This is a genomic window from Microbacterium ulmi, assembly GCF_011759705.1.
In the GTDB taxonomy this organism is placed as follows: Bacteria; Actinomycetota; Actinomycetes; order Actinomycetales; family Microbacteriaceae; genus Microbacterium; species Microbacterium ulmi.
This window is the reverse complement of the sequence record NZ_JAAOZF010000001.1, coordinates 234,252-252,136: the sequence shown is the minus strand read 5'-3', so window position 1 is coordinate 252,136 and position 17,885 is coordinate 234,252. Positions and strand designations below refer to the sequence as shown.

Annotated in this window: 17 protein-coding genes; 8 read left to right on the top strand and 9 right to left on the bottom strand. The window is 70.8% G+C overall.

Annotation, left to right across the window (positions count from 1 at the left end; translation table 11 throughout):
- Positions 1 to 373: 373 nt before the first annotated feature.
- The gene (locus FHS08_RS01190; RefSeq protein ID WP_167034728.1) at positions 374 to 988 is read right to left on the bottom strand and encodes a GNAT family N-acetyltransferase; all 615 of its coding nucleotides are present in this window, start codon (positions 986 to 988) and stop codon (positions 374 to 376) included.
- Positions 989 to 1,051: 63 nt separating this feature from the next.
- On the opposite strand from FHS08_RS01190, the gene FHS08_RS01185 reads away from it, so the two are divergent.
- Together FHS08_RS01185 and FHS08_RS01180 are read left to right on the top strand one after the other, a co-directional pair.
- Positions 1,052 to 1,633, top strand: a complete 582-nt coding sequence (locus FHS08_RS01185) for an ArsR/SmtB family transcription factor (protein ID WP_167034726.1) — start codon at positions 1,052 to 1,054, stop codon at positions 1,631 to 1,633.
- Positions 1,634 to 1,663: 30 nt separating this feature from the next.
- Entirely contained in the window at positions 1,664 to 1,873 is a 210-nt protein-coding gene (locus FHS08_RS01180) for a hypothetical protein (RefSeq protein WP_167034725.1), read from the top strand.
- Positions 1,874 to 1,950: 77 nt separating this feature from the next.
- Here FHS08_RS01180 and FHS08_RS01175 read toward each other — a convergent pair whose 3' ends face one another.
- The 4 genes from FHS08_RS01175 to FHS08_RS01160 all read right to left on the bottom strand — a co-directional run bounded on the left by FHS08_RS01175 (position 1,951) and on the right by FHS08_RS01160 (position 6,843).
- Entirely contained in the window at positions 1,951 to 4,641 is a 2,691-nt protein-coding gene (locus FHS08_RS01175; RefSeq protein WP_167034723.1) for a lamin tail domain-containing protein, read from the bottom strand.
- A gap of 107 nt (positions 4,642 to 4,748) precedes the next feature.
- Entirely contained in the window at positions 4,749 to 5,456 is a 708-nt protein-coding gene (locus FHS08_RS01170) for a DsbA family protein (RefSeq protein WP_167034721.1), read from the bottom strand.
- Between the two features lie 106 nt (positions 5,457 to 5,562).
- Positions 5,563 to 5,916, bottom strand: coding sequence for a histone-like nucleoid-structuring protein Lsr2 (locus tag FHS08_RS01165; protein ID WP_167034719.1), 354 nt, complete (start codon positions 5,914 to 5,916; stop codon positions 5,563 to 5,565).
- 51 nt (positions 5,917 to 5,967) lie between these two features.
- Positions 5,968 to 6,843, bottom strand: coding sequence for a LuxR C-terminal-related transcriptional regulator (locus FHS08_RS01160; RefSeq protein WP_167034717.1), 876 nt, complete (start codon positions 6,841 to 6,843; stop codon positions 5,968 to 5,970).
- Between the two features lie 122 nt (positions 6,844 to 6,965).
- On the opposite strand from FHS08_RS01160, the gene FHS08_RS01155 reads away from it, so the two are divergent.
- Genes FHS08_RS01155 through FHS08_RS01145 form a run of 3 tightly spaced genes read left to right on the top strand, consistent with a single transcriptional unit; the run spans position 6,966 to position 10,893 of the window.
- On the top strand, positions 6,966 to 8,891 hold the full coding sequence (locus FHS08_RS01155) for an AMP-binding protein (RefSeq protein ID WP_167034715.1): 1,926 nt from the start codon (positions 6,966 to 6,968) through the stop codon (positions 8,889 to 8,891).
- Between the two features lie 32 nt (positions 8,892 to 8,923).
- On the top strand, positions 8,924 to 9,274 hold the full coding sequence (locus tag FHS08_RS01150; RefSeq protein WP_167034713.1) for a DUF485 domain-containing protein: 351 nt from the start codon (positions 8,924 to 8,926) through the stop codon (positions 9,272 to 9,274).
- A complete protein-coding gene (locus tag FHS08_RS01145) occupies positions 9,271 to 10,893 on the top strand; it encodes a solute symporter family protein (protein WP_167034711.1) in 1,623 nt (540 codons plus the stop codon). Before FHS08_RS01150 ends, FHS08_RS01145 begins: the two co-directional genes overlap by 4 nt.
- A 67-nt stretch (positions 10,894 to 10,960) precedes the next feature.
- On the opposite strand, the gene FHS08_RS01140 is transcribed toward FHS08_RS01145, so the two are convergent.
- Positions 10,961 to 11,485: a methylated-DNA--[protein]-cysteine S-methyltransferase gene (locus FHS08_RS01140; RefSeq protein ID WP_167034709.1), complete on the bottom strand. Its 525-nt coding sequence runs from the start codon at positions 11,483 to 11,485 to the stop codon at positions 10,961 to 10,963.
- 167 nt (positions 11,486 to 11,652) lie between these two features.
- Between FHS08_RS01140 and FHS08_RS01135 the strand changes: the two genes are divergently transcribed.
- The gene (locus FHS08_RS01135) at positions 11,653 to 15,381 is read left to right on the top strand and encodes an AAA family ATPase (RefSeq protein ID WP_424960783.1); all 3,729 of its coding nucleotides are present in this window, start codon (positions 11,653 to 11,655) and stop codon (positions 15,379 to 15,381) included.
- Positions 15,368 to 15,568: a hypothetical protein gene (locus FHS08_RS01130; RefSeq protein WP_167034707.1), complete on the top strand. Its 201-nt coding sequence runs from the start codon at positions 15,368 to 15,370 to the stop codon at positions 15,566 to 15,568. Before FHS08_RS01135 ends, FHS08_RS01130 begins: the two co-directional genes overlap by 14 nt.
- Here the strand turns inward: FHS08_RS01130 and mscL are convergent.
- The 3 genes from mscL to FHS08_RS01115 are packed head-to-tail and all read right to left on the bottom strand — an operon-like array spanning position 15,565 to position 16,917.
- Positions 15,565 to 15,981, bottom strand: coding sequence for a large conductance mechanosensitive channel protein MscL (mscL, locus tag FHS08_RS01125; protein WP_167034705.1), 417 nt, complete (start codon positions 15,979 to 15,981; stop codon positions 15,565 to 15,567). The genes FHS08_RS01130 and mscL overlap by 4 nt on opposite strands.
- Positions 15,982 to 16,015: 34 nt before the next feature.
- The gene (locus FHS08_RS01120) at positions 16,016 to 16,297 is read right to left on the bottom strand and encodes an FmdB family zinc ribbon protein (protein ID WP_167034703.1); all 282 of its coding nucleotides are present in this window, start codon (positions 16,295 to 16,297) and stop codon (positions 16,016 to 16,018) included.
- Positions 16,298 to 16,320: 23 nt separating this feature from the next.
- On the bottom strand, positions 16,321 to 16,917 hold the full coding sequence (locus tag FHS08_RS01115) for a 5-formyltetrahydrofolate cyclo-ligase (RefSeq protein ID WP_167034701.1): 597 nt from the start codon (positions 16,915 to 16,917) through the stop codon (positions 16,321 to 16,323).
- Positions 16,918 to 16,988: 71 nt separating this feature from the next.
- On the opposite strand from FHS08_RS01115, the gene galU reads away from it, so the two are divergent.
- Positions 16,989 to 17,876, top strand: a complete 888-nt coding sequence (gene galU, locus FHS08_RS01110) for a UTP--glucose-1-phosphate uridylyltransferase GalU (protein ID WP_167034699.1) — start codon at positions 16,989 to 16,991, stop codon at positions 17,874 to 17,876.
- Positions 17,877 to 17,885 lie beyond the last annotated feature (9 nt).

Below are 17,885 nucleotides of genomic sequence, written 5' to 3'. Positions count from 1 at the left end.
ATGCGGGCAGATCGCCCAAGACTGGCCCCGTCACGCCGTGGTCAATGCAGTCTTGGCCGCATTCGATTCTGGCATGGGCCGGAACAGGCTCCATGACAGGTGATTCTTGCCCGCATTTTGGCCGCATTCTATTCGCCGCGGGCTGTTTCGGACGTCGCACGATACCGTTCGACTCTCGAACCCGCGTAATTCCGCGGAACTTGTCGTTCGGTGTCGCAGAGCACAATGCTCAAAACGTGTCCGAGTCCCCTCCAGCGCAACCCGGTCCTTCTCTACCGCGGACCGACGTTTCCCTCACTTCGACCCGCTGTCCCTGCCGAGGCGGACCCTGGTTCGACAAGACCTGGCGACCGGGAGAGATCGAGCGCGTCGCCTAGGACCACCGCTCGCGAAGAGCCTCCTCGTGGGCACCTGCGCCCGCAGGAATCTCTGCGCGCATCACCCAGCGCCACTTGGCGATCTGCCGGACACGCGTGAACCCGTAGCGGGCGAACAGCTCCTCGGGCCCGGTGTGCAGGTACGCTCCGCGCTGGGGCGGTCGGCCTTCGGTCTGCTCGGGGTACGCTTCGACGACTCCGCCGCCGGCCTTGCCGATCTCGTCGAGTGCTGCGCGCACGGCCGCCGAGGCGATGCCGCTGCCTCGTCGCCGGGAGGTCGTGAACACGCATCCGATGCGCCAGTCCGGCCGGATGTCGGACTCGTCCTCGTACCTGCGCCGATTCTTCACGTTCGGCAACTCGTGCGGTCGACCGAACTGACACCAGCCGACGCACTGGTCGCCGTCGTAGACGAGGATCTGGTGAGCGCTGCCGGCCACGACATGCCGGAGCTTGGCTGCGCGATTGTTCTCTGCGGTCTGCCCAGGTCTGCCCACGCCCTCGGGGTGGAAGCCCATGCACCAGCATCCGCCCCACACCCCGTTGTTCGCCTCGACGAGCTGCGCGAACTGGGGCCAGGTCGCTTCGGTCAGCAATCGCGTCGTGAACATATCGCGGCATCCTCTGTATGATCCAGAGCTATAGATCAATCAAGCTATCGGAATGATCCACAAATGTCGAGCATTGAATCGAGCGCCGAGCCGTCAGGCCCCGACTACGAGTGGGAGGACCTGCGCATCGTCGCGTCGACGGCCGAACTGTCGGCGCTGTTCCACCCGCTGCGAGGGGAGCTCGTCGACCTGCTCCTGGAACGCGCTGCCACGGTCCGCGAACTCGCCGCGGCCGTCGAGCGACCGCCGAGCACGGTCGCCTATCACGTCGACCGGCTCGTCGACGCGGGTCTGCTCAGGGTCGTCCGCACCCGCCGCGTGCGTGCGATCGAGGAGCGCTTCTACGGGCGCACGGCGCGCATCTTCTACGTCGGCGACATCGGTCCCGATCAACTCGCCCTCATCCCCAACGTGCTCAGCACGGCGGCCGCCGAGTCGTCGTCGGCGCACCACGACGACGACCTGCGCGCGATGCTGCGCTACGCCCGCATCCCCGACGATCGCGTCGACACGTTCTGGCAGCGGGTGATGGACCTCGTCGCGGAGTTCTCCGCGATGCCGCGCACAGGCACGCGCGACTACGGCTTCGTGACGGGTCTGTATCCCACGGATCGCCGCGCAGCGCTCGCGCCGCCGGCGAGCTGACGGTCCGACGGCGGGACGAGCGGCGTCGTCGTGGCTCGGGGCGGCGTCTTCGGCGGCTGGTCCGTCTACCTGGATGAAGGCCGCCCGACGTTCTGCTGCGACCGGTTCGGGATGCAGCGGACCCACATCCGGGCCGACCGCCCGCTCTCCGCGGGAGATCACCAGGTGCGGCCCGAGTTCGGCTACGACCACGTCATCAGTCCCGAGGAGCGCATGCGCATCGTCACGACCCGGCAGTAGTCACGGCCCCGGCCGCGATGGCGCGCGGTGGTTCCGGGTCAGCTCCCCGGATGTCCTCCGCCGCGACGAGGCCGTCGTCAGCCGATGAGCTTCCAGGGCCCGTACTGCGCGGTCGGCGAGGGAGCGCTTCCGGCTGAGTACCACTGCGCCTGGTACGTGCGGCCTTGATAGGTCACCTTCTCGCCGCCGTTGTAGACGGTCGCGGCACTCCACGCGGGGATGCCGCCGGGGATGGTGGGGGCGACGATCTCGCTCCACGGACCGCCGACGCCGCCGGGCGTCTGCCCACGCGTCCACCACAGCGCCGTGAAGGTCCTGCCCTGGTGAACGACCGTGTCGCCGGTCGTGAAGATCCGCGACGACGTCCAGATCGCCGTTCCGTCGGCGGCCGTCGCGATCTCGGCCCAGGCGCCGCTGCTGCTCGTGCCAGGGGTCTCGCCCGAGGTCCACCACAGCGCCTCGAAGACCTTGCCGCCGAAGCTCACCCGATCCCCGGTGTCGTAGACCTTCGTCCTGTCCCACGCATCCGGTCCCTTCGGGACGCCCTGATCGCCGAGGCCGAGATCGCAGTCGATCCGCCCGCTGTAGAGCGCGTGGCCCTCGGTCGCGCTGCCGGGACCGTCGCCGTAGATGCCGTCATCCGACCACAGGACCTCCCTCGTGCCGTCGACGCACGTCGAGTCGGGCGCGAGGGCGAAGCCCTCGAGGTTGTTGACGGGCAGGCCGGCCGGTCTGCTGTATGCGGCCTCCGGCACGATCGTGCCGGTCGAGCTCACCTTGAGCACGGTCGTCGTGACGCCGCACGTGTTGTCGCACAGCGCCCAGATCCGCTGAGTGCCGGCGTCGAACTGCACGTCCATGACGTGACCCATGCCCGTGTCGACGACGGCGACGCGGTGGAAGGCGTGGTCGCTGTCGAGGGCGTACGCGTACAGCCTGCCGTCGTTCTCCAGGGCCGCGAAGTACAGGCCCGTGCCGTGGCTCGGGTAGGCGCCCGGCGCGTACGTCGTGCCGGTGGACTGGTCGACGAACCCGTTGGCCGTCAGGTAGGCGTCGGGCACGAACGTGACGCCCTCGAAGCCGAGGTTCGCCTCTGTCCTGTTCCCGGCGTGCAGCTCGGGGAACTCCGCCGTCAGGTTCCACTCGTCGGTCGCGACGAGCTGCGTGCCGGACTGGCCCGGGTCGAAGCGCAGGATCGAGTTGAGGGGGATGTCGTTCGCCTGGTTGTTGCGCTCGGTCGTGACGTAGAGCGCGCCGTCTGGGCCGATCGTGAGCCCCTCCGTGTCGGGCTGGTTGGTCGCCGAGTCGGTGCTGCCGGGGAAGAAGATCTGCTTGCCGGCGCCCCAGCCGTTGCTCGTGTCGGGCACCCAGAGCCCGCCCTGCTTGACCAGGCGGAAGACCCAGCTCTTGTTCTTGACGGCGTACATGACGTTCGCGTCGCTCGGGTCGAAGACCAGGCCGCTGACGTCGCGCCCCTCCGGACCGGTCGAGGTCGTCCACGCGCACTGCGCGTCGGCGATCGTGACGGCGGGGGAGCCAGGCCACGCGGTCGGGGGAAGGGCCGTTCCGGGGAGTGCGGCCGCGGCATCCGGAGCCTCGGGCTGGCAGGGCAGCGTCGGCGTCGGCACGTCGGCCGGGTTCGTCAGGGGCGTCTGGCAGGGAAGCGCGTTGGACGCGCCGAAGCTCTTGCCGGAGACCGAGACGAAGCCCCCTGTCCCGTCCGGGCAGCGTGCGAACGCACCGGCGCCGAAGTCGTTGCCCTCGTCTGACCCAGCCTCGCCCGCCGTGTACTCGACGGAGTCCACGAGCGTGCCGGCGGTGCCGTTCGCACCGTCGGGCAGGTACAGCTTCACGGCGTCGCCGCCGCTGCCGAGACCCTTCGTCGAGGCGAAGTACACGTAGCCGTGCGCCGGGACGACCGTCGTCGCCGTTCCGTCGGGGAGGCGTGCGGAGAACGTCGTGGCGCCGCTCGCCGCTCCGCTGTCGGTCTGCAGCCACCCGTCGATGCTGACGTCGGCGGCTCCGGTGTTGTGCAGCTCGATCGCATCGCCGACCGGCGTGCTGCCGTTGTCCGAAGAGACCTCGTTGATGCGGATGCTCGCCCACGCGGGACCGCCGCTGCCGCCCTCGTCGGCGAAGCGGCTCCTTCCCGGCGAGCCGATGTCGCCGGGAGTCGACGCCCAGGAGCCCTCGGCGTCACCCACGACCGAGAGCTGCCACTGCGACGCGTCGTTCGCCCCGAGCGCGGCGCCGGTCTTCGGGATGCCGGCGACGCCCTGTGTGCGCGGTCCCCTGACGGTGGCGATCGCGCTCTGGTCGTCGTAGGCCAGCCGGTCGACGAGATCCGCGACCGCGTCGGGGCCGTCGAAGATGTTGATCTCGTCCGCGCGGCCGAGGTTGACAGTGTTGCCCGCGAGGATCTTGACGGACGCGTCGAGACCCCACTCGCTGCGGAAGACCGCATCCGCCGACTCCGTGATGATCGCGGACTCGCCGACCGCGAGGATGCCCAGGCCGCCCAGCGGCACGGTCCCCGGCGCCGCGCTGTCGTCGTCGAACGACCAGCCGGCGAGGTCGACGGGGGTCGCGCCGAGGTTCGTGATCTCGATGTACTCGCCCGAGGAGCTGACGGGGTTGTACATCCACTCGGTGATCCGAACGGCCGCCGCGGTCTCGGCGTGGGCTGCGGCGGGGAGGGCGACGGCGAGGGCGCCCGCGAGCGCCGCCGCCGCGAGCGTCGCGAGGGACCGGGAGATGTGGAGGGGCACGAACCGAAAGCTAGCGATCCTCCGCCCGGCGCGCACAAAGGAGACGTGAACAGGCGGTGAACGGACAGGTCTCCGTCGCGCGCGCCCCCTCGGGCACCGCCCGCGCGTCAGGCCGCGATCGCGGTCGCCACCGCGTCGCGGATGCGCTGCGCGTCGGTGCCGTCGCCGCGGATCTCGAAGACCGCGCCGTCGATCACGAGGATCGGAACGCCCTGCACGACCTGCTCCGTGCCGCCGATGGTGCGGCCGAGCCAGTGCTCGTTCGACGCCGACACCCACGCGCCGAAGCGCTGCGAGGCGACGGCGTCCGAGATGTCCGCCGTGACTCCCGCCTGGCTCGCGAGCGCGACGATCTCGTCGTCGGTCAGGGCGCCGTCGGAGGTGACCTGGTGCTCCTGCAGCAGCGCGTAGAACGCCGGCAGGCGGTCGGCCTCGCCTGCGTCGGCGACGGCGGCGAGGGCGTTCGCCGCTCGCGTCGACCACTCGGTCGCGTCGCCGCGCTTCGCGCTCACGAAGTTGAGCGGGTGGATCGTGAGGGAGACGTCGCCGTCGGCGACCCACTGCTGCAGGTCGGGTCCCATGATCTCCTCGAGCGACTGGCAGTGCGGGCACGAGAGGTCGGTCCACAGGCCGATCTCGACGGGGCCCGATCCTGCGGGAAGGCCGAACTCGGTGGAGTTGGCGGGGGCGATCACGGCGGGCGCGGACGCTCCTGCGTCGGCGGGGGCGGAGCCGGCAGAGCAGCCCGCGAGGAGCAGGGAGCCTGCGACGGCGGCGGTCAGAAGCGCGCCGGCGCGCGCACGCAGAGTTCTCATGTGTCCAGTCCACATGAGCCGTCGTGACACGACGAATCGGTCGTGGGGTCCCTACGACTGATCATCCACTGTGGTCAGACCACATGGAGGGTTTCTACGAAAGGAGTCAGTTGGCCGCTTCGTACGCCTCGAGGACGGATGCCGGAACCCGCCCTCGGTCGGAGATCGTGTAGCCGTTCGCCTTCGCCCACGCGCGGACGGGGCCGTAGTCCTGCTGGCTCGTCCGGCGGCGCCTGCCTCCCGAGGACGAGCCGGAGGATGCCGCGGCCCGCGACGAGATCGTGCGCCCCGCGTCGACGAACGGGCCGAGCGCATCGCGCAGCGCCGCCGCGTTCTGGTTGCTGAGGTCGATCTCGTAGGCGACGCCGTCGAGCGAGAAGAGAACCGTCTCGCCGTCGCCGACCTCGAGGACGGTCCCGTCGAGGTCGTCGACGAGCTGATGCACGATTCTGCGGGCCATGAGGACACCCTAGCCAGGCACCCGCGGAATGGGCCAGAGGACACGGCCTCGCTAGGGGAGCAGGCCGAGGCGGCGCGCCTTCGCGACCGCCGCGTGGCGGGTCGAGGCATCCAGCTTCGACATCGCCGACTGAAGATACGACTTGACCGTGCCCTCCTTGAGGGCGAGCGTCGTCGCGATCTCGGCGTTGGTCGCACCGATGGCGGCGCAGGCGAGAACATCGGTCTCGCGTCGCGACAGGGTGACCTCGGACGAGGCGGCATCCTGCACGACCGCCTCGCCGGACAACCCTGCAAGGCGCTGCTCGAGCGATGCGAGCCGTTCGCGCAGCGCGGCATCCGTCACGCTCGCCGAGATGCTGCGCAGCTCGGCATAGCTCGCACGGAGCTCTTCGCGCTGCTGGGCGTCGAGCCCCGCCCGCGCGGGGGCCGGCGCTGAGCGGATGTGTCCGAACGCCGTCATCCGACGCTCGACCTCTTCGCGCACGCGCAGCTCGGTGGCCAGCGTCTCCGCGATGCGGAAGCCCGGCGCAGCGACGACGTCGCCGACGGTCGACGCGACCCAGGAGCCTCCGTACAGCACTCCCCGGGCGCGACCGCCGACCAGCACAGGGACCGCGAGCAGCGTCGAGATGCCCTCGCCGAGCACCGCGCCGTCGTAGTCGTGCGTGATCTGGCGCGAAGAGCCGTAGTCGTTCGTCATGCGGGGGCGAAGCTCCGTGACGGCGCGCCCGCCGAGCCCGCGGTCGGGACGGACGATGAGGCCCTCGAGACTGCGGGTGCGGCTGCCCAGCACCGTGCTGACACGGACGCCGTCAGCCGTGACGAAACCGCCGAACACGACGGGGAAGTGCGTCTGCTGAGCGAACTCGCGCAACGCGCCCGCAAGCAGCTGCGACTCTGTTGCGCTCCACTCCTGCGTGGTCACCCGCTCCCTACTTTCGGGGGTGACGGCGGCTCAGCCGCGTTTCGTAGCGTCGACCCTACCACGCGGCCGGTCAACGCAGACGAGCCGCACGCAGCGCTTCTTCGACGACGAAAGGCGGGGTGATGTCGACCTACCGTGAGACCTGGGCGCGCAGCGTCACCGAGCCGGAGACCTTCTGGCTCGACGCCGCGCGCGCCGTGGAATGGGATGCCGCGCCCGCCAGGGCGCTCGAGCAGACGGACGGCGCCTGGACCTGGTTCCCCGAGGGCGCGCTCAACATGAGCGTCAACGCGCTCGACCGTCATGTCGACGCGGGGCGCGGCGAGACCATCGCCCTGCGGTACGACTCCGCGATGACGGGCACGAAGAAGGCCTACACGTACAGCGAGCTGCGCGACCGCGTCGCCGAGTTCGCGGGGGCCCTGCGCGGACTCGGCGTCGGCATCGGCGACCGCGTGCTCCTCTACCTGCCGATGACGCCCGAGGCGGTCATCGCGATGCTCGCGTGCGCCCGCATCGGCGCCGTGCACTCCGTCGTCTTCGGCGGCTTCGCCGCGACGGAGCTGGCCGTGCGCATCGAGGACGCGAGGCCGACGGTGCTCGTGACGGCGTCGGGCGGGCTGGAGCCCGGGCGCGCCGTCGAGTACCTCCCGATGGTGGCGCGGGCGCTCGAGATCGCGCCGGGCATCGTCGAGCACGTCGTCGTGCGGCACAGGGCGGTGGTCCCCGGGACCGCCGCCGAGCTCGCCGACGCGGCTCCCGCCGTCTCGGTGCACGACTGGGACCAGCTCGTCGCCGCGGCCGAGCCCGCAGGTCCGGTCGCGGTGCCGTCGGGGCATCCGCTCTACATCCTGTACACGTCGGGCACGACGGGATCGCCGAAGGGCATCGTGCGCGACACGGGCGGCTACGCCGTCGCGCTCGCGTGGGCGATGCGCAACATCTACGACGTCGGCGCGGGCGACACGATGTTCACGGCATCCGACGTCGGCTGGGTCGTCGGCCACTCCTTCATCGTCTACGGGCCGCTCCTGGCAGGCGCGACGACGATCCTCTACGAGGGCAAGCCCGTCGGCACCCCCGACGCCGGCGCCTTCTGGCGCATCGTCGCCGAGTACGGCGTCAAGACGATGTTCACGGCGCCGACGGCCCTGCGGGCGATCCGCCGCGTCGACCCCGATCTCGACGAGCTGTCCGCGCACGACCTCTCAGGACTGCAGTCGCTCTTCCTCGCGGGGGAGCGCCTCGACCCGGAGACGTGGCACTGGGCCGACGAGGGGCTCGGCGTCCCGGTCGTCGACCACTGGTGGCAGACGGAGACGGGATGGCCCATCTGCGCGATCCCGCGCGGCCTCGAGCGCCTCGAGCCCAAGGCGGGGTCGACCGCGGTGCCGATGCCGGGATACGACGTGCGCATCCTCGACGGCAAGGGCCGCGAGCTCACCGAGCCCGGCGACGAAGGGAGCATCGCGCTGCGCCTGCCGCTGCCGCCCGGCACGCTCACGGGGATCTGGGGGAGCCCCACGCGGTTCCGTCAGTCGTACCTCGATGCGTTCCCCGGCTTCTACGCGACGGGGGATGCCGGCCACCTCGACGACGACGGCTACCTCTTCGTCATGGGCCGCACCGACGACGTCATCAACGTGGCCGGCCACCGCCTCTCGACGGGCTCGCTCGAAGAGGTCCTCACGCTTCACCACGCCGTCGCGGAGTGCGCCGTCATCGGCGTGCACGACGAGCTCAAGGGCCAGCGCGCAGCCGGCTTCGTGACGCTCAAGGCGCACGAGCGGATCGACCCCGCGCAGCTCGAACGCGAGCTCGTCGCCCTCGTCCGCGAGCACATCGGGCCCGTCGCGGCGTTCCGCGACGTCACGGTGCTCGACCGGCTCCCCAAGACCCGCTCCGGCAAGATCCTCCGCAAGACGATGCGGCAGATCGTCGACGGCGAGCCCTACAAGATCCCCGCGACCATCGAGGACCCCACGGTGCTCGATGCCCTGGTCGACGCCGTCCGCGGCGCCGACCGCATCCCCCAAGCGACGCGATGATGCGTCGCGACCCAGTGGCAAGGAGGCCGCACATGAACGACAACCTCACGGAGACCGCCCCGCCGGGCGGCATCGACTACATCGCAGTCGAGGAGTCGCCCGCTTTCGTGGAGCTCAAGAGGAGGCACCGCAGCTTCGTCTTCCCGCTCGCGGCGATCTTCCTCGTGTGGTACTTCGTCTACGTCCTGCTCTCCTCGTTCGCGCCCGCGTTCATGGCGCAGCGCGTGTGGGGCGACGTGACGATCGGCCTCCTGCTCGGACTCGGCCAGTTCGTCACGACGTTCGCGATCACGATGTGGTACGTCTGGTACGCCAACCACCGCCTCGACCCCGCGTCGGCCCGCATCCGCGACGAACTCGAGAAGCAGGAGGCCGGCGCATGAGCGAGTTCTTCGGCGCCGTGCACGCTGCGGTCCAGACGGTCGAGAACAACCCCGTCCTGAATATCTCGATCTTCGCGGCGTTCGTCGCCATCACGCTGTTCATCGTCATCAGGGCGAGCCGCAACAACAAGACGGCGGCCGACTACTACGCGGCCGGGCGGTCCTTCACGGGCCCGCAGAACGGCTTCGCGATCTCGGGCGACTACCTGTCCGCGGCATCCTTCCTCGGCATCACGGGGGCCATCGCGATCAACGGATACGACGGGTTCCTCTACTCGATCGGGTTCCTCGTGGCGTGGCTCGTCGCCCTCCTGCTCGTCGCGGAGCTCATGCGCAACACCGGCAAGTTCACGATGGCCGACGTGCTGTCGTTCCGGCTCAAGCAGCGCCCCGTGCGCATGGCCGCCGCGCTCACGACCCTCGCGGTGTGCTTCTTCTATCTGCTCGCGCAGATGGCGGGGGCGGGCGGGCTCGTCGCGCTGCTGCTCGGCATCAACGACAAGCTCGGCCAGTCGCTGGTTGTCGCGGTCGTGGGCGTCCTCATGATCGTCTACGTGCTCATCGGCGGGATGAAGGGCACGACGTGGGTGCAGATCGTCAAGGCGTTCCTGCTGATCGGCGGGGCCCTCGCGATGACGATCTGGGTGCTCGCGATCAACGGCTTCAACCTCAACACGCTGCTCGAGAGCGCCGTCGCCGCCTCCACGACCGACCCCAAGGACGCGATCCTCGGACCCGGCCTGCAGTACGGCAAGAACCCGTGGGACTTCCTGTCCCTCGCGATCGCGCTCGTGCTCGGCACGGCGGGCCTGCCGCACGTGCTCATGCGGTTCTACACGGTGCCGACGGCGAAGGAGGCGCGTCGCTCTGTCGTGTGGGCCATCTGGCTCATCGGCATCTTCTACCTGCTCACGCTCGTCCTCGGCTACGGCGCAGGAGCCCTCGTCGGCCCCGACACGATCAGGAACGCGCCGGGCGGCGTGAACTCGGCGGCTCCGCTGCTGGCGTTCGCGCTCGGCGGGCCCCTGCTGCTCGGGTTCATCTCCGCGGTCGCGTTCGCGACGATCCTCGCGGTCGTGGCGGGACTCACGATCACGGCGGCGGCGTCCTTCGCGCACGACATCTACGCGAACGTCGTCAAGAAGGGCAACGTCCCGCCCGACGGCGAGGTGAAGGTCGCGCGGCGCACGGTGGTCGTCATCGGCATCCTCGCGATCCTCGGCGGCATCGCGGTGCAGGGGCAGAACATCGCGTTCCTCGTCGCGCTCGCCTTCGCGGTGGCGGCGTCGGCCAACCTGCCGACGATCCTGTACTCGCTGTTCTGGCGCCGGTTCACGACGCGCGGGGCCGTCTGGAGCATGTACGGGGGCCTCGCGGCAGCCGTCGTCCTGATCGTGCTGTCGCCCGTCTTCTGGGGCACCGAGACGAGCGTCTTCAAGAACGTCGGCGTCGCGATCTGGCCGCTCAACAATCCCGGCATCGTCTCGATCCCGCTCGGCTTCCTGCTGGGCTGGCTCGGCTCGGTCACCTCGCGCGGGGGCGAGGACCCGCGCAAGGCGGCGGAGATGGAGGTGCGCTCTCTCACGGGCCACGGCGCAGAGAAGGCGGTCGTGCACTAGCACGACGTCGTGCGGTCCCGGGCGAGGAGGGGGGATCCTCGCCCGGGACCGCTGTCGTGCGGGCGGCCTACTCGCCCGCAGCCCGTGCCGCCGCCGACGCCTCCAGGTCGACGAGGAACCGCTTGACCTCGGGGTGCCCGCCGTACTCTCCGAGCGATCCGTCGGCCCGCACGACGCGGTGCACGGGAACGACGATCGAGAACGGCGTCGTCGCGCACGCCGTGCCGACCGCGCGCGCCGCCCCCGGGCTTCCCGCCGCGATCGCGACCTCGCCGTAGCCCGCCGTCTCGCCGTAGGGGATGCCGAGCACGGCGTCGAGCGCCGCGCGATTGAACCCGCGGACGAGCCGCCAGTCGAGCTGGAGGTCGAACGTGCGGCGCTCTCCGGCGAAGTACTCGTCGAGCTGGACGTCGACATCGCCGCCCGCCGTCTCGTCGTGCTCGGGGACGGCGTGCAGAAGATGCGTGAGCCGCTCGAGCTCGACGCCGAGCGGCTCGCGGAACGGATGCAGCGTCACGATGCCCTCGTCGGTCGCGACGATCAGGATGTCGCCGACGGGCGAGGGGTGCACGCGGAAGGCGGTGTGGGTCATGGCACCATCCTGGCCCGGGCCGTCGCGCCGCCGGCCGGGACCGATCCCCGTGCCGAAGGCGGACGGGCGAACCCGGGCTGGGGAGGAACGGCCGGTCATCCGGCGTGTCCCGTCAATCCGGCGAAACCCGGCGCGGATGCCGGGACCGCGCGGGACGGGCGCTTAGGGTGGCTCGTGTGTGGCGAGCAGAAGGCAGCGCCGTGGTCGGCGACGAAGACGCCGGGCCCGCGGCATCCGTGACCCCAGGGAATCTCGGTCTCTCCGAGCCCGGCGTCACGGTCGTGCACATCGCCGAGCCCGAGCGCGACCGGCTGCGCCGCCTCGCGGCGGAGCTCGGCGGCCGCTCGACGCTCCTGCACTTCTCCGACGCGACGGACGCGGGCATCGAGATCACGCGCGCGCACCCGGGGAGCCTCCCGCAGTTCATCACGGGACGATCGACCCTCCTGTCGAACCTCTTCCGCGACGAGGTGGCGCTGCGCAACGCTCGGCTCGCCGCAGAGCGCATCACGGCCAAGAACGTCGAGCTGCGCACGGCGCGCGGCGTCGAGGCCGTTCATCTCGCCGTCGGGCTCGCGTCGTGGCGCATCGGATCCCTCGCCTGCACGGCGCCCGTGCTGCTGCGCCCGCTCGCGATCCGCCGCCACCACTCCGACTTCGAGGTCAAGCTCCACGGCTCGTTCACGGTCAATCCCGAGCTCGTCCGCGCCGTGCGCACGCACTTCGGCATCGAGCTCGACGGCGCGGCTCTCGCAGCGCTGGCGTACGAAGGCGGAGTCTTCAAGCCGCAGCCCGTGATCGACCACGTGCGCGCGCTCACGGCATCCGTCCCCACGTTCACGGTGCACCCGCGTCTCGTGGTGTCGACGTTCGCCGACGTCGGCGCCGGCATGGCGCGGGATGCCGCCGACCTCGACCATCCCGTCATCAACGCCCTCGCGGGCCACCACACCGACCGGGAGTCGCTCGCACTGACGCGAGAGAGCGTCGCCCCCGCCAATCCGGACGAACGGCCCCCCGCCTCCGACACGCTCCTGCTCGACGCCGATGCGGAGCAGGAGGGCGTGCTCGCCCGCATCTCGGCGGGGCAGTCGCTCGCCGTGCACACGCTGCCGGGCACGGGCGGCACGCAGACGGTCATCAACGCGCTCGGATCGCTCGTGCAGGAGGGCAGGCGCGTCCTCGTCGTGAGCGCGCGTCGCTCGACGGTCGACGGCATCCGCCACCGCCTCGGCGGGATCGGCCTCGACGGGCTCGCCGTGTCGCCCCGGCACCTGCAGCGCGACCTCATCCGTGCGATCGTCCGCAACGAGAAGGCGGAGCAGCCGAAGGTCTCCGACATAGACGCCGCGCTCGTGCGGCTGCGGGGCGTCCTGCGCGACTATCGCAGCGCCGTGACGGCGAAGCACGCGTCGCTCGGAGTGTCGGTGCTCGACATCCTCCACCGCCTGTCGGCGCTGTCGGCGCGCACGCCCGTGCCGTCGGCCCAGACCAGGTTCGACCTGGCGACGCTCGAGCGCGTCGCGCCCGCGCGCGCGAAGGCGGCGGAGACCCTCGCGACGGCCGCGCGGCTCGGCGAGTTCCGCTTCGGACCCGACGACTCGCCCTGGTACGGCGTGACGTTCGCGACGACGCAGGACGCGCGCGCTTCGCAGGGTCTCGCGAGCACGCTCCATCGGCGCGACCTGCCCGCGCTCCTCGAGCGCGGATACGAGCTCATCGCCCAGACGCGCATGCGACCGTTCGGGACGATCGCCGAGCTCGGCGTGTACCTGCGGCTCCTGCAGGGGATCCGCGACTCGCTCGACCGATTCAGCCCGACGGTGTTCGAGCGCCCCCTCGGCGAGCTCATCCAGGCGCACGGCAACCGGCGGGACGCGCCGTCGATGACGGGCGCGAACCGGCGCAGGCTCAAGCGGCTCTCGCGCGAGTACATCCGTCCGGGCGTCCACATCGCCGACATGCACGAGTCGCTCGTGCGCATCCAGCAGCAGCGCGGCGAGTGGCAGCGGTATGCGGCGCCGGGCAACGCGCCGGAGGTCCCCACGGGCCTCGCCGACGTCTACGTCGCATGGCAGCGCGTCGACTCCGACCTCGCGCGCCTCGACGAGATCCTGGGCCGTGCCGGCGCGGGGCGCCTCGCGGCGCTGCCCGTGGCCCACCTCGTGCGAACGCTCGCAGGCCTCGCGGCCGAGTCCGACGTCTTCGACAACCTCGTCGAGCGCGCGACCCTGCGCACGGAGCTCGCGCATCTGGGCCTCGAAGAGCTCCTGATGGAGCTGTCGGTCCGCCACGTTCCCGAAGACGTCGTCGGAGACGAGCTCGAATTCGCGTGGTGGCAGTCGGCGCTCGAGCATCTGCTGCGCACCGACCGGTCGCTCCTCGGCGCCAACACGTCTGTCGTCGACCGCCTCGAGCGCGACTTCCGGCTCGTCGACCAGGCGCACGCCGCGGCATCCGGACCGCTCCTGGCCGCGCACCTCGCGACGCAGTGGCGGATCGCGATCGTCGACGAGGCCGCGGAGGCGGCGGCGCTCAAGGCCGCGCTCAAGCGCGGCGCCGTCACGCCCGCGGCGCTCACGGCCGTCGCGCCGAACGTCATGCGCGCGCTCGCGCCGGTGTGGGTCGCATCTCCCTACGACGTGCCCGAGATCCCCGACGACGTCGAGTTCGACGTCGTGCTCATCGCGGACGCCGCGGCCCTGTGCCTCGCCGAGGCCGCCCCCGCCCTGCGCAGGGCCCGCCAGGTCGTCGTGTTCGGCGACCCCGTGACGCAGCGGCCTACGCCGTTCAGCGTCGCCGCCGGCGCCGCGGCCGAAGAGCCGGAGGAGCCGTTCGACCAGACGAGCGTCTTCGAGCGGCTCGCCGAGATCGTGCCCGTCACGACCCTGACGCGCAGCTATCGCGCGGGCGGTGAAGACCTCGCAGAGCTCGTCAACGAGGCCTTCTACGGGGGCGAGCTCTCGTCCCTGCCGTGGGCGGGCTCGTATCTCGGCCGCGGGAGCCTCAGCGTCGACTACGTCGAAGGCGGAACCGGCGTGCCCGATCCCGTGACGGGCGCAGTGGAGAGCCCCGATGCCGAGGTCGCGCGCGTCGTGACGCTCGTCGTCGAGCACGCCGTCAACCGCGGCGCCGAGTCGCTCATGGTCGTGACCGCCAGCACGAAGCATGCCGAGCGCATCCGTGCGGCCGTCGAGTCGGCGTTCGCAGGACGATCGGATGTCGCGGACTTCGTCTCACGCGACACGGCCGAGCCGCTCGCCGTGCTGACCCTCGAGGAGTCGGTCGCCGAGAGCCGCGACCGCGTCATCTTCTCGCTCGGCTTCGGGCTGACAAAGCACGGCCGGGTGCTCACCGACTTCGGCGACCTGTCGACGCCCGACGGCGAGAGGCTCCTGACGGTCGGGATGACGCGGGCGCGCAGGTCGATGGTCATCGTCTCGTCGATCCGCCCATCGGCCTTCGACGAGGGTCGGCTGGAGCACGGCGCCGCGACGCTCATGGGGATCCTGGGCGGCGTCGCGGCCCGAGCGCGCGAGGCGCGGCTCGAAGACCTCGCCGATCCGCTGACGCTGTCGCTCGCGCGGGAGCTGCGCCGGCTCGGAGTATCGGTCGACGTGCGCTACCGCGGCCTGCTTCCGCTCGTCGCCCAGCACGACGGCAAGGCCGTCGTCGTGGAGAGCGACCCCGAGACGGTGGGCGAGTCGCTGCGCGAGTCCCTGCGCCTGCGTCCGCAGATCCTGCGGCGCCTGGGCTGGCACTACGTGCGCGTGCACTCGTTCGACCTGTATAGCGACCCCGCGGCCGTCGCCGCGCGGGTCGCGGGCATCCTCGGCGTCGCGGCGGAGTCTCCCACCGCCGATACCGACACGCAGCCGCTCGATGTCATCGAATAGCCGCCGACAGCGCATCGAGCGGGTCGCCGGCTCGCGCCGTGCGAAGCTCACGCCGGCTCCGGGCACGACGCCCGAGCCCGTGCCCGCAGACGAGGGCCCGGATGCCGCGCCCCCCGCGGACGAGTCGGGTGCGGCATCCGGGCCCAACGACGAGCGTCTGCGTCGAGACGTCCCGCCGCACTACTAGGACGTGGCGGGCGCCTGCTTCTCGAGGAGGTCGCGGATCTGGACGAGCAGCTCCTGCTCGGTCGGAAGCGGCGCGTCTTCTTCCGCGGGGACGCCCTTCTTGGCCGCCGCGCGCTCCTTGAAGACGTTCATGGGGTGCACGAAGACGAAGTAGACCACGAGCGCGACGGCCAGGAAGCCGATGATCGCGTTGAGGAGGTCGCCGAACGGGAACGTCACAGGACCCCACAGGCCCTGCACGGTCCAGCCGATCGCGCCGTTCTCGTCGGGCTCCCAGACGAGCGCGATGATCGGATTGATGATGCTCGACACGATCGCGTTGACGACGGCCGTGAATGCGGCGCCGATGACGACCGCGACGGCCAGGTCGATGACGTTGCCCCGGAGGATGAACTCCTTGAAGCCTTTGATCATGTGGTCTCCCCCCTGTCTCCGGCTTCGGCCGGATCTATGGACCCGTCGGTGCGGGTGAAGCCTTCGCTTCCGTCTTCGATGATGTCGAAGATGCGGAGGAGTCGCCAGACGCCGAGCCGGTCGAGTCGGACTTCGCCCCGGCGCGCGAGTCCGTGCGGTAGAAGCCCGAGCCGTTGAAGGTCACGCCGATCGAGCCGTACTCCTTGCGCAGCGGTCCGCCGCACTCGGGGCATTCGGTGAGGGTCGGGTCGGCGAAGGACTGCACGGCGTCGAAACGGTGGCCGCACTGCTTGCAGGCATAGGCGTAGGTGGGCATGGGATCTTTCGGGATGTCGGGGCTCAGCGCCGCGAGGAGGGGAACGTGATGGTCCGCGTGGGGGTGACGACTCCGGTCACGCGTTCGTCGCGGACGTCGTGCGGAACGTCGTCGACGACTTCGGAGTCGTACACGACGGCGTACACCGGCGGGCAGCGCTCCATCGAGCCGATCGTCTTGTCGAAGTAGCCGCGGCCCCAGCCCAGGCGCATCCCGGAGCCGTCGACGGCCGCCGCCGGGATGATCATGAGGTCGACGTCGTTGACGGCGATCGGTCCGAGCAGCTCGCCCACGGGCTCGGGAAGCCCGAACAGGCCCTCCGTGATGTCGCCGTCCGGCGTCGCGACGCTCCAGTCGAGCAGGCCGTCGGACCGCGTGACGGGAAGGAGGACCCGGATGCCGCGGGCCACGGCATCCTGAACGAACCGCCGCGTCCCCGGCTCGGTCGTGGTCGACAGGAAGCAGGAGACCGAGCGTGCGCCGAGCAGGTCGACGAGAGCGCCGAGCTGGGCTCGCACGCCGTCTGCGGCGGCGTCGATCGCGGCCTGGGACAGCAGCTGGCGGCGTTCGCGCAAGTCGGCGCGGAACGCCCGCTTGGCGCTGGCGATCGCGTCGGACATGCCTCGATTCTAGGCGTGGCGCGTTACGCCCCGGTCCGTGCGCGTCTCCGAGCCAGGCTAAACTTCCCCGCATGCCTACGAAGCACTTCAAGGCGGTCATTCCCGCCGCGGGTCTGGGGACGCGCTTTCTTCCCGCCACCAAGGCGATGCCGAAAGAGATGCTTCCCGTCGTCGACAAGCCCGCGATCCAGTACGTCGTGGAAGAGGCCGCCGCTGCGGGCATCGAAGACGTCCTGATCATCACGGGGCGCAACAAGCACAACATCGCCAACCACTTCGACTCGGTCCCCGAGCTCGAGGTCAAGCTCGCCGAGAAGGGCGACCTCGATCGCCTCGAGCGGGTGCAGGCGTCGAGCAACCTCGCCGACATCCACGTCGTGCGCCAGGGCGACCCGAAGGGTCTGGGCCACGCCGTGCTCCGCGCGCAGCGCCACGTCGACGACCACCCGTTCGTCGTGATGCTCGGCGACGACCTCATCGACGAGCGCGACCCGCTCATCACGACGATGATGGCCGAGCACGAGCGCACGGGCGCCGCGATCATCGCGCTCATGGAGGTCGACCCCGACCACATCCACATGTACGGCTGCGCCGCCGTCGAGCCCACCGAGTCGGGCGACGTCGTGCGCGTGACGGGCCTGGTCGAGAAGCCCGCCAGGGAGGATGCGCCGTCGAACCTCGCCGTCATCGGCCGCTACGTGCTCGGCGAGAGCGTCTTCGGCGTCCTCGAGCGCACGAAGCCCGGCAAGGGCGGCGAGATCCAGCTGACCGACGCGCTGCAGGTGCTCGCTGCCGACCCGGAAGGACCCGGCGTGTACGGCGTCATTTTCCGGGGTCGCCGCTACGACACCGGCGATAGGGTGGACTACATCAAGGCCATCGTGCAGCTCGCTGCCGATCGTGCAGACCTCGGCCCCGAGCTGCGGCCCTGGTTCAAGGAGTTCGCTGCGACCTTGTGAGACCGAGGG

Excerpts from the sequence above, each read along its gene's own strand:
- FHS08_RS01190 (WP_167034728.1), bottom strand. The coding sequence starts at position 988 with ATGTTCACGACGCGATTGCTGACCGAAGCGACCTGGCCCCAGTTCGCG.
- FHS08_RS01185 (WP_167034726.1), top strand. The coding sequence starts at position 1,052 with ATGTCGAGCATTGAATCGAGCGCCGAGCCGTCAGGCCCCGACTACGAG.
- FHS08_RS01170 (WP_167034721.1), bottom strand. The coding sequence starts at position 5,456 with ATGAGAACTCTGCGTGCGCGCGCCGGCGCGCTTCTGACCGCCGCCGTC.
- FHS08_RS01165 (WP_167034719.1), bottom strand. The coding sequence starts at position 5,916 with ATGGCCCGCAGAATCGTGCATCAGCTCGTCGACGACCTCGACGGGACC.
- FHS08_RS01155 (WP_167034715.1), top strand. The coding sequence starts at position 6,966 with ATGTCGACCTACCGTGAGACCTGGGCGCGCAGCGTCACCGAGCCGGAG.
- FHS08_RS01150 (WP_167034713.1), top strand. The coding sequence starts at position 8,924 with ATGAACGACAACCTCACGGAGACCGCCCCGCCGGGCGGCATCGACTAC.
- FHS08_RS01145 (WP_167034711.1), top strand. The coding sequence starts at position 9,271 with ATGAGCGAGTTCTTCGGCGCCGTGCACGCTGCGGTCCAGACGGTCGAG.
- FHS08_RS01140 (WP_167034709.1), bottom strand. The coding sequence starts at position 11,485 with ATGACCCACACCGCCTTCCGCGTGCACCCCTCGCCCGTCGGCGACATC.
- FHS08_RS01130 (WP_167034707.1), top strand. The coding sequence starts at position 15,368 with ATGTCATCGAATAGCCGCCGACAGCGCATCGAGCGGGTCGCCGGCTCG.
- mscL (WP_167034705.1), bottom strand. The coding sequence starts at position 15,981 with ATGATCAAAGGCTTCAAGGAGTTCATCCTCCGGGGCAACGTCATCGAC.
- FHS08_RS01120 (WP_167034703.1), bottom strand. The coding sequence starts at position 16,297 with ATGCCCACCTACGCCTATGCCTGCAAGCAGTGCGGCCACCGTTTCGAC.
- FHS08_RS01115 (WP_167034701.1), bottom strand. The coding sequence starts at position 16,917 with ATGTCCGACGCGATCGCCAGCGCCAAGCGGGCGTTCCGCGCCGACTTG.
- galU (WP_167034699.1), top strand. The coding sequence starts at position 16,989 with ATGCCTACGAAGCACTTCAAGGCGGTCATTCCCGCCGCGGGTCTGGGG.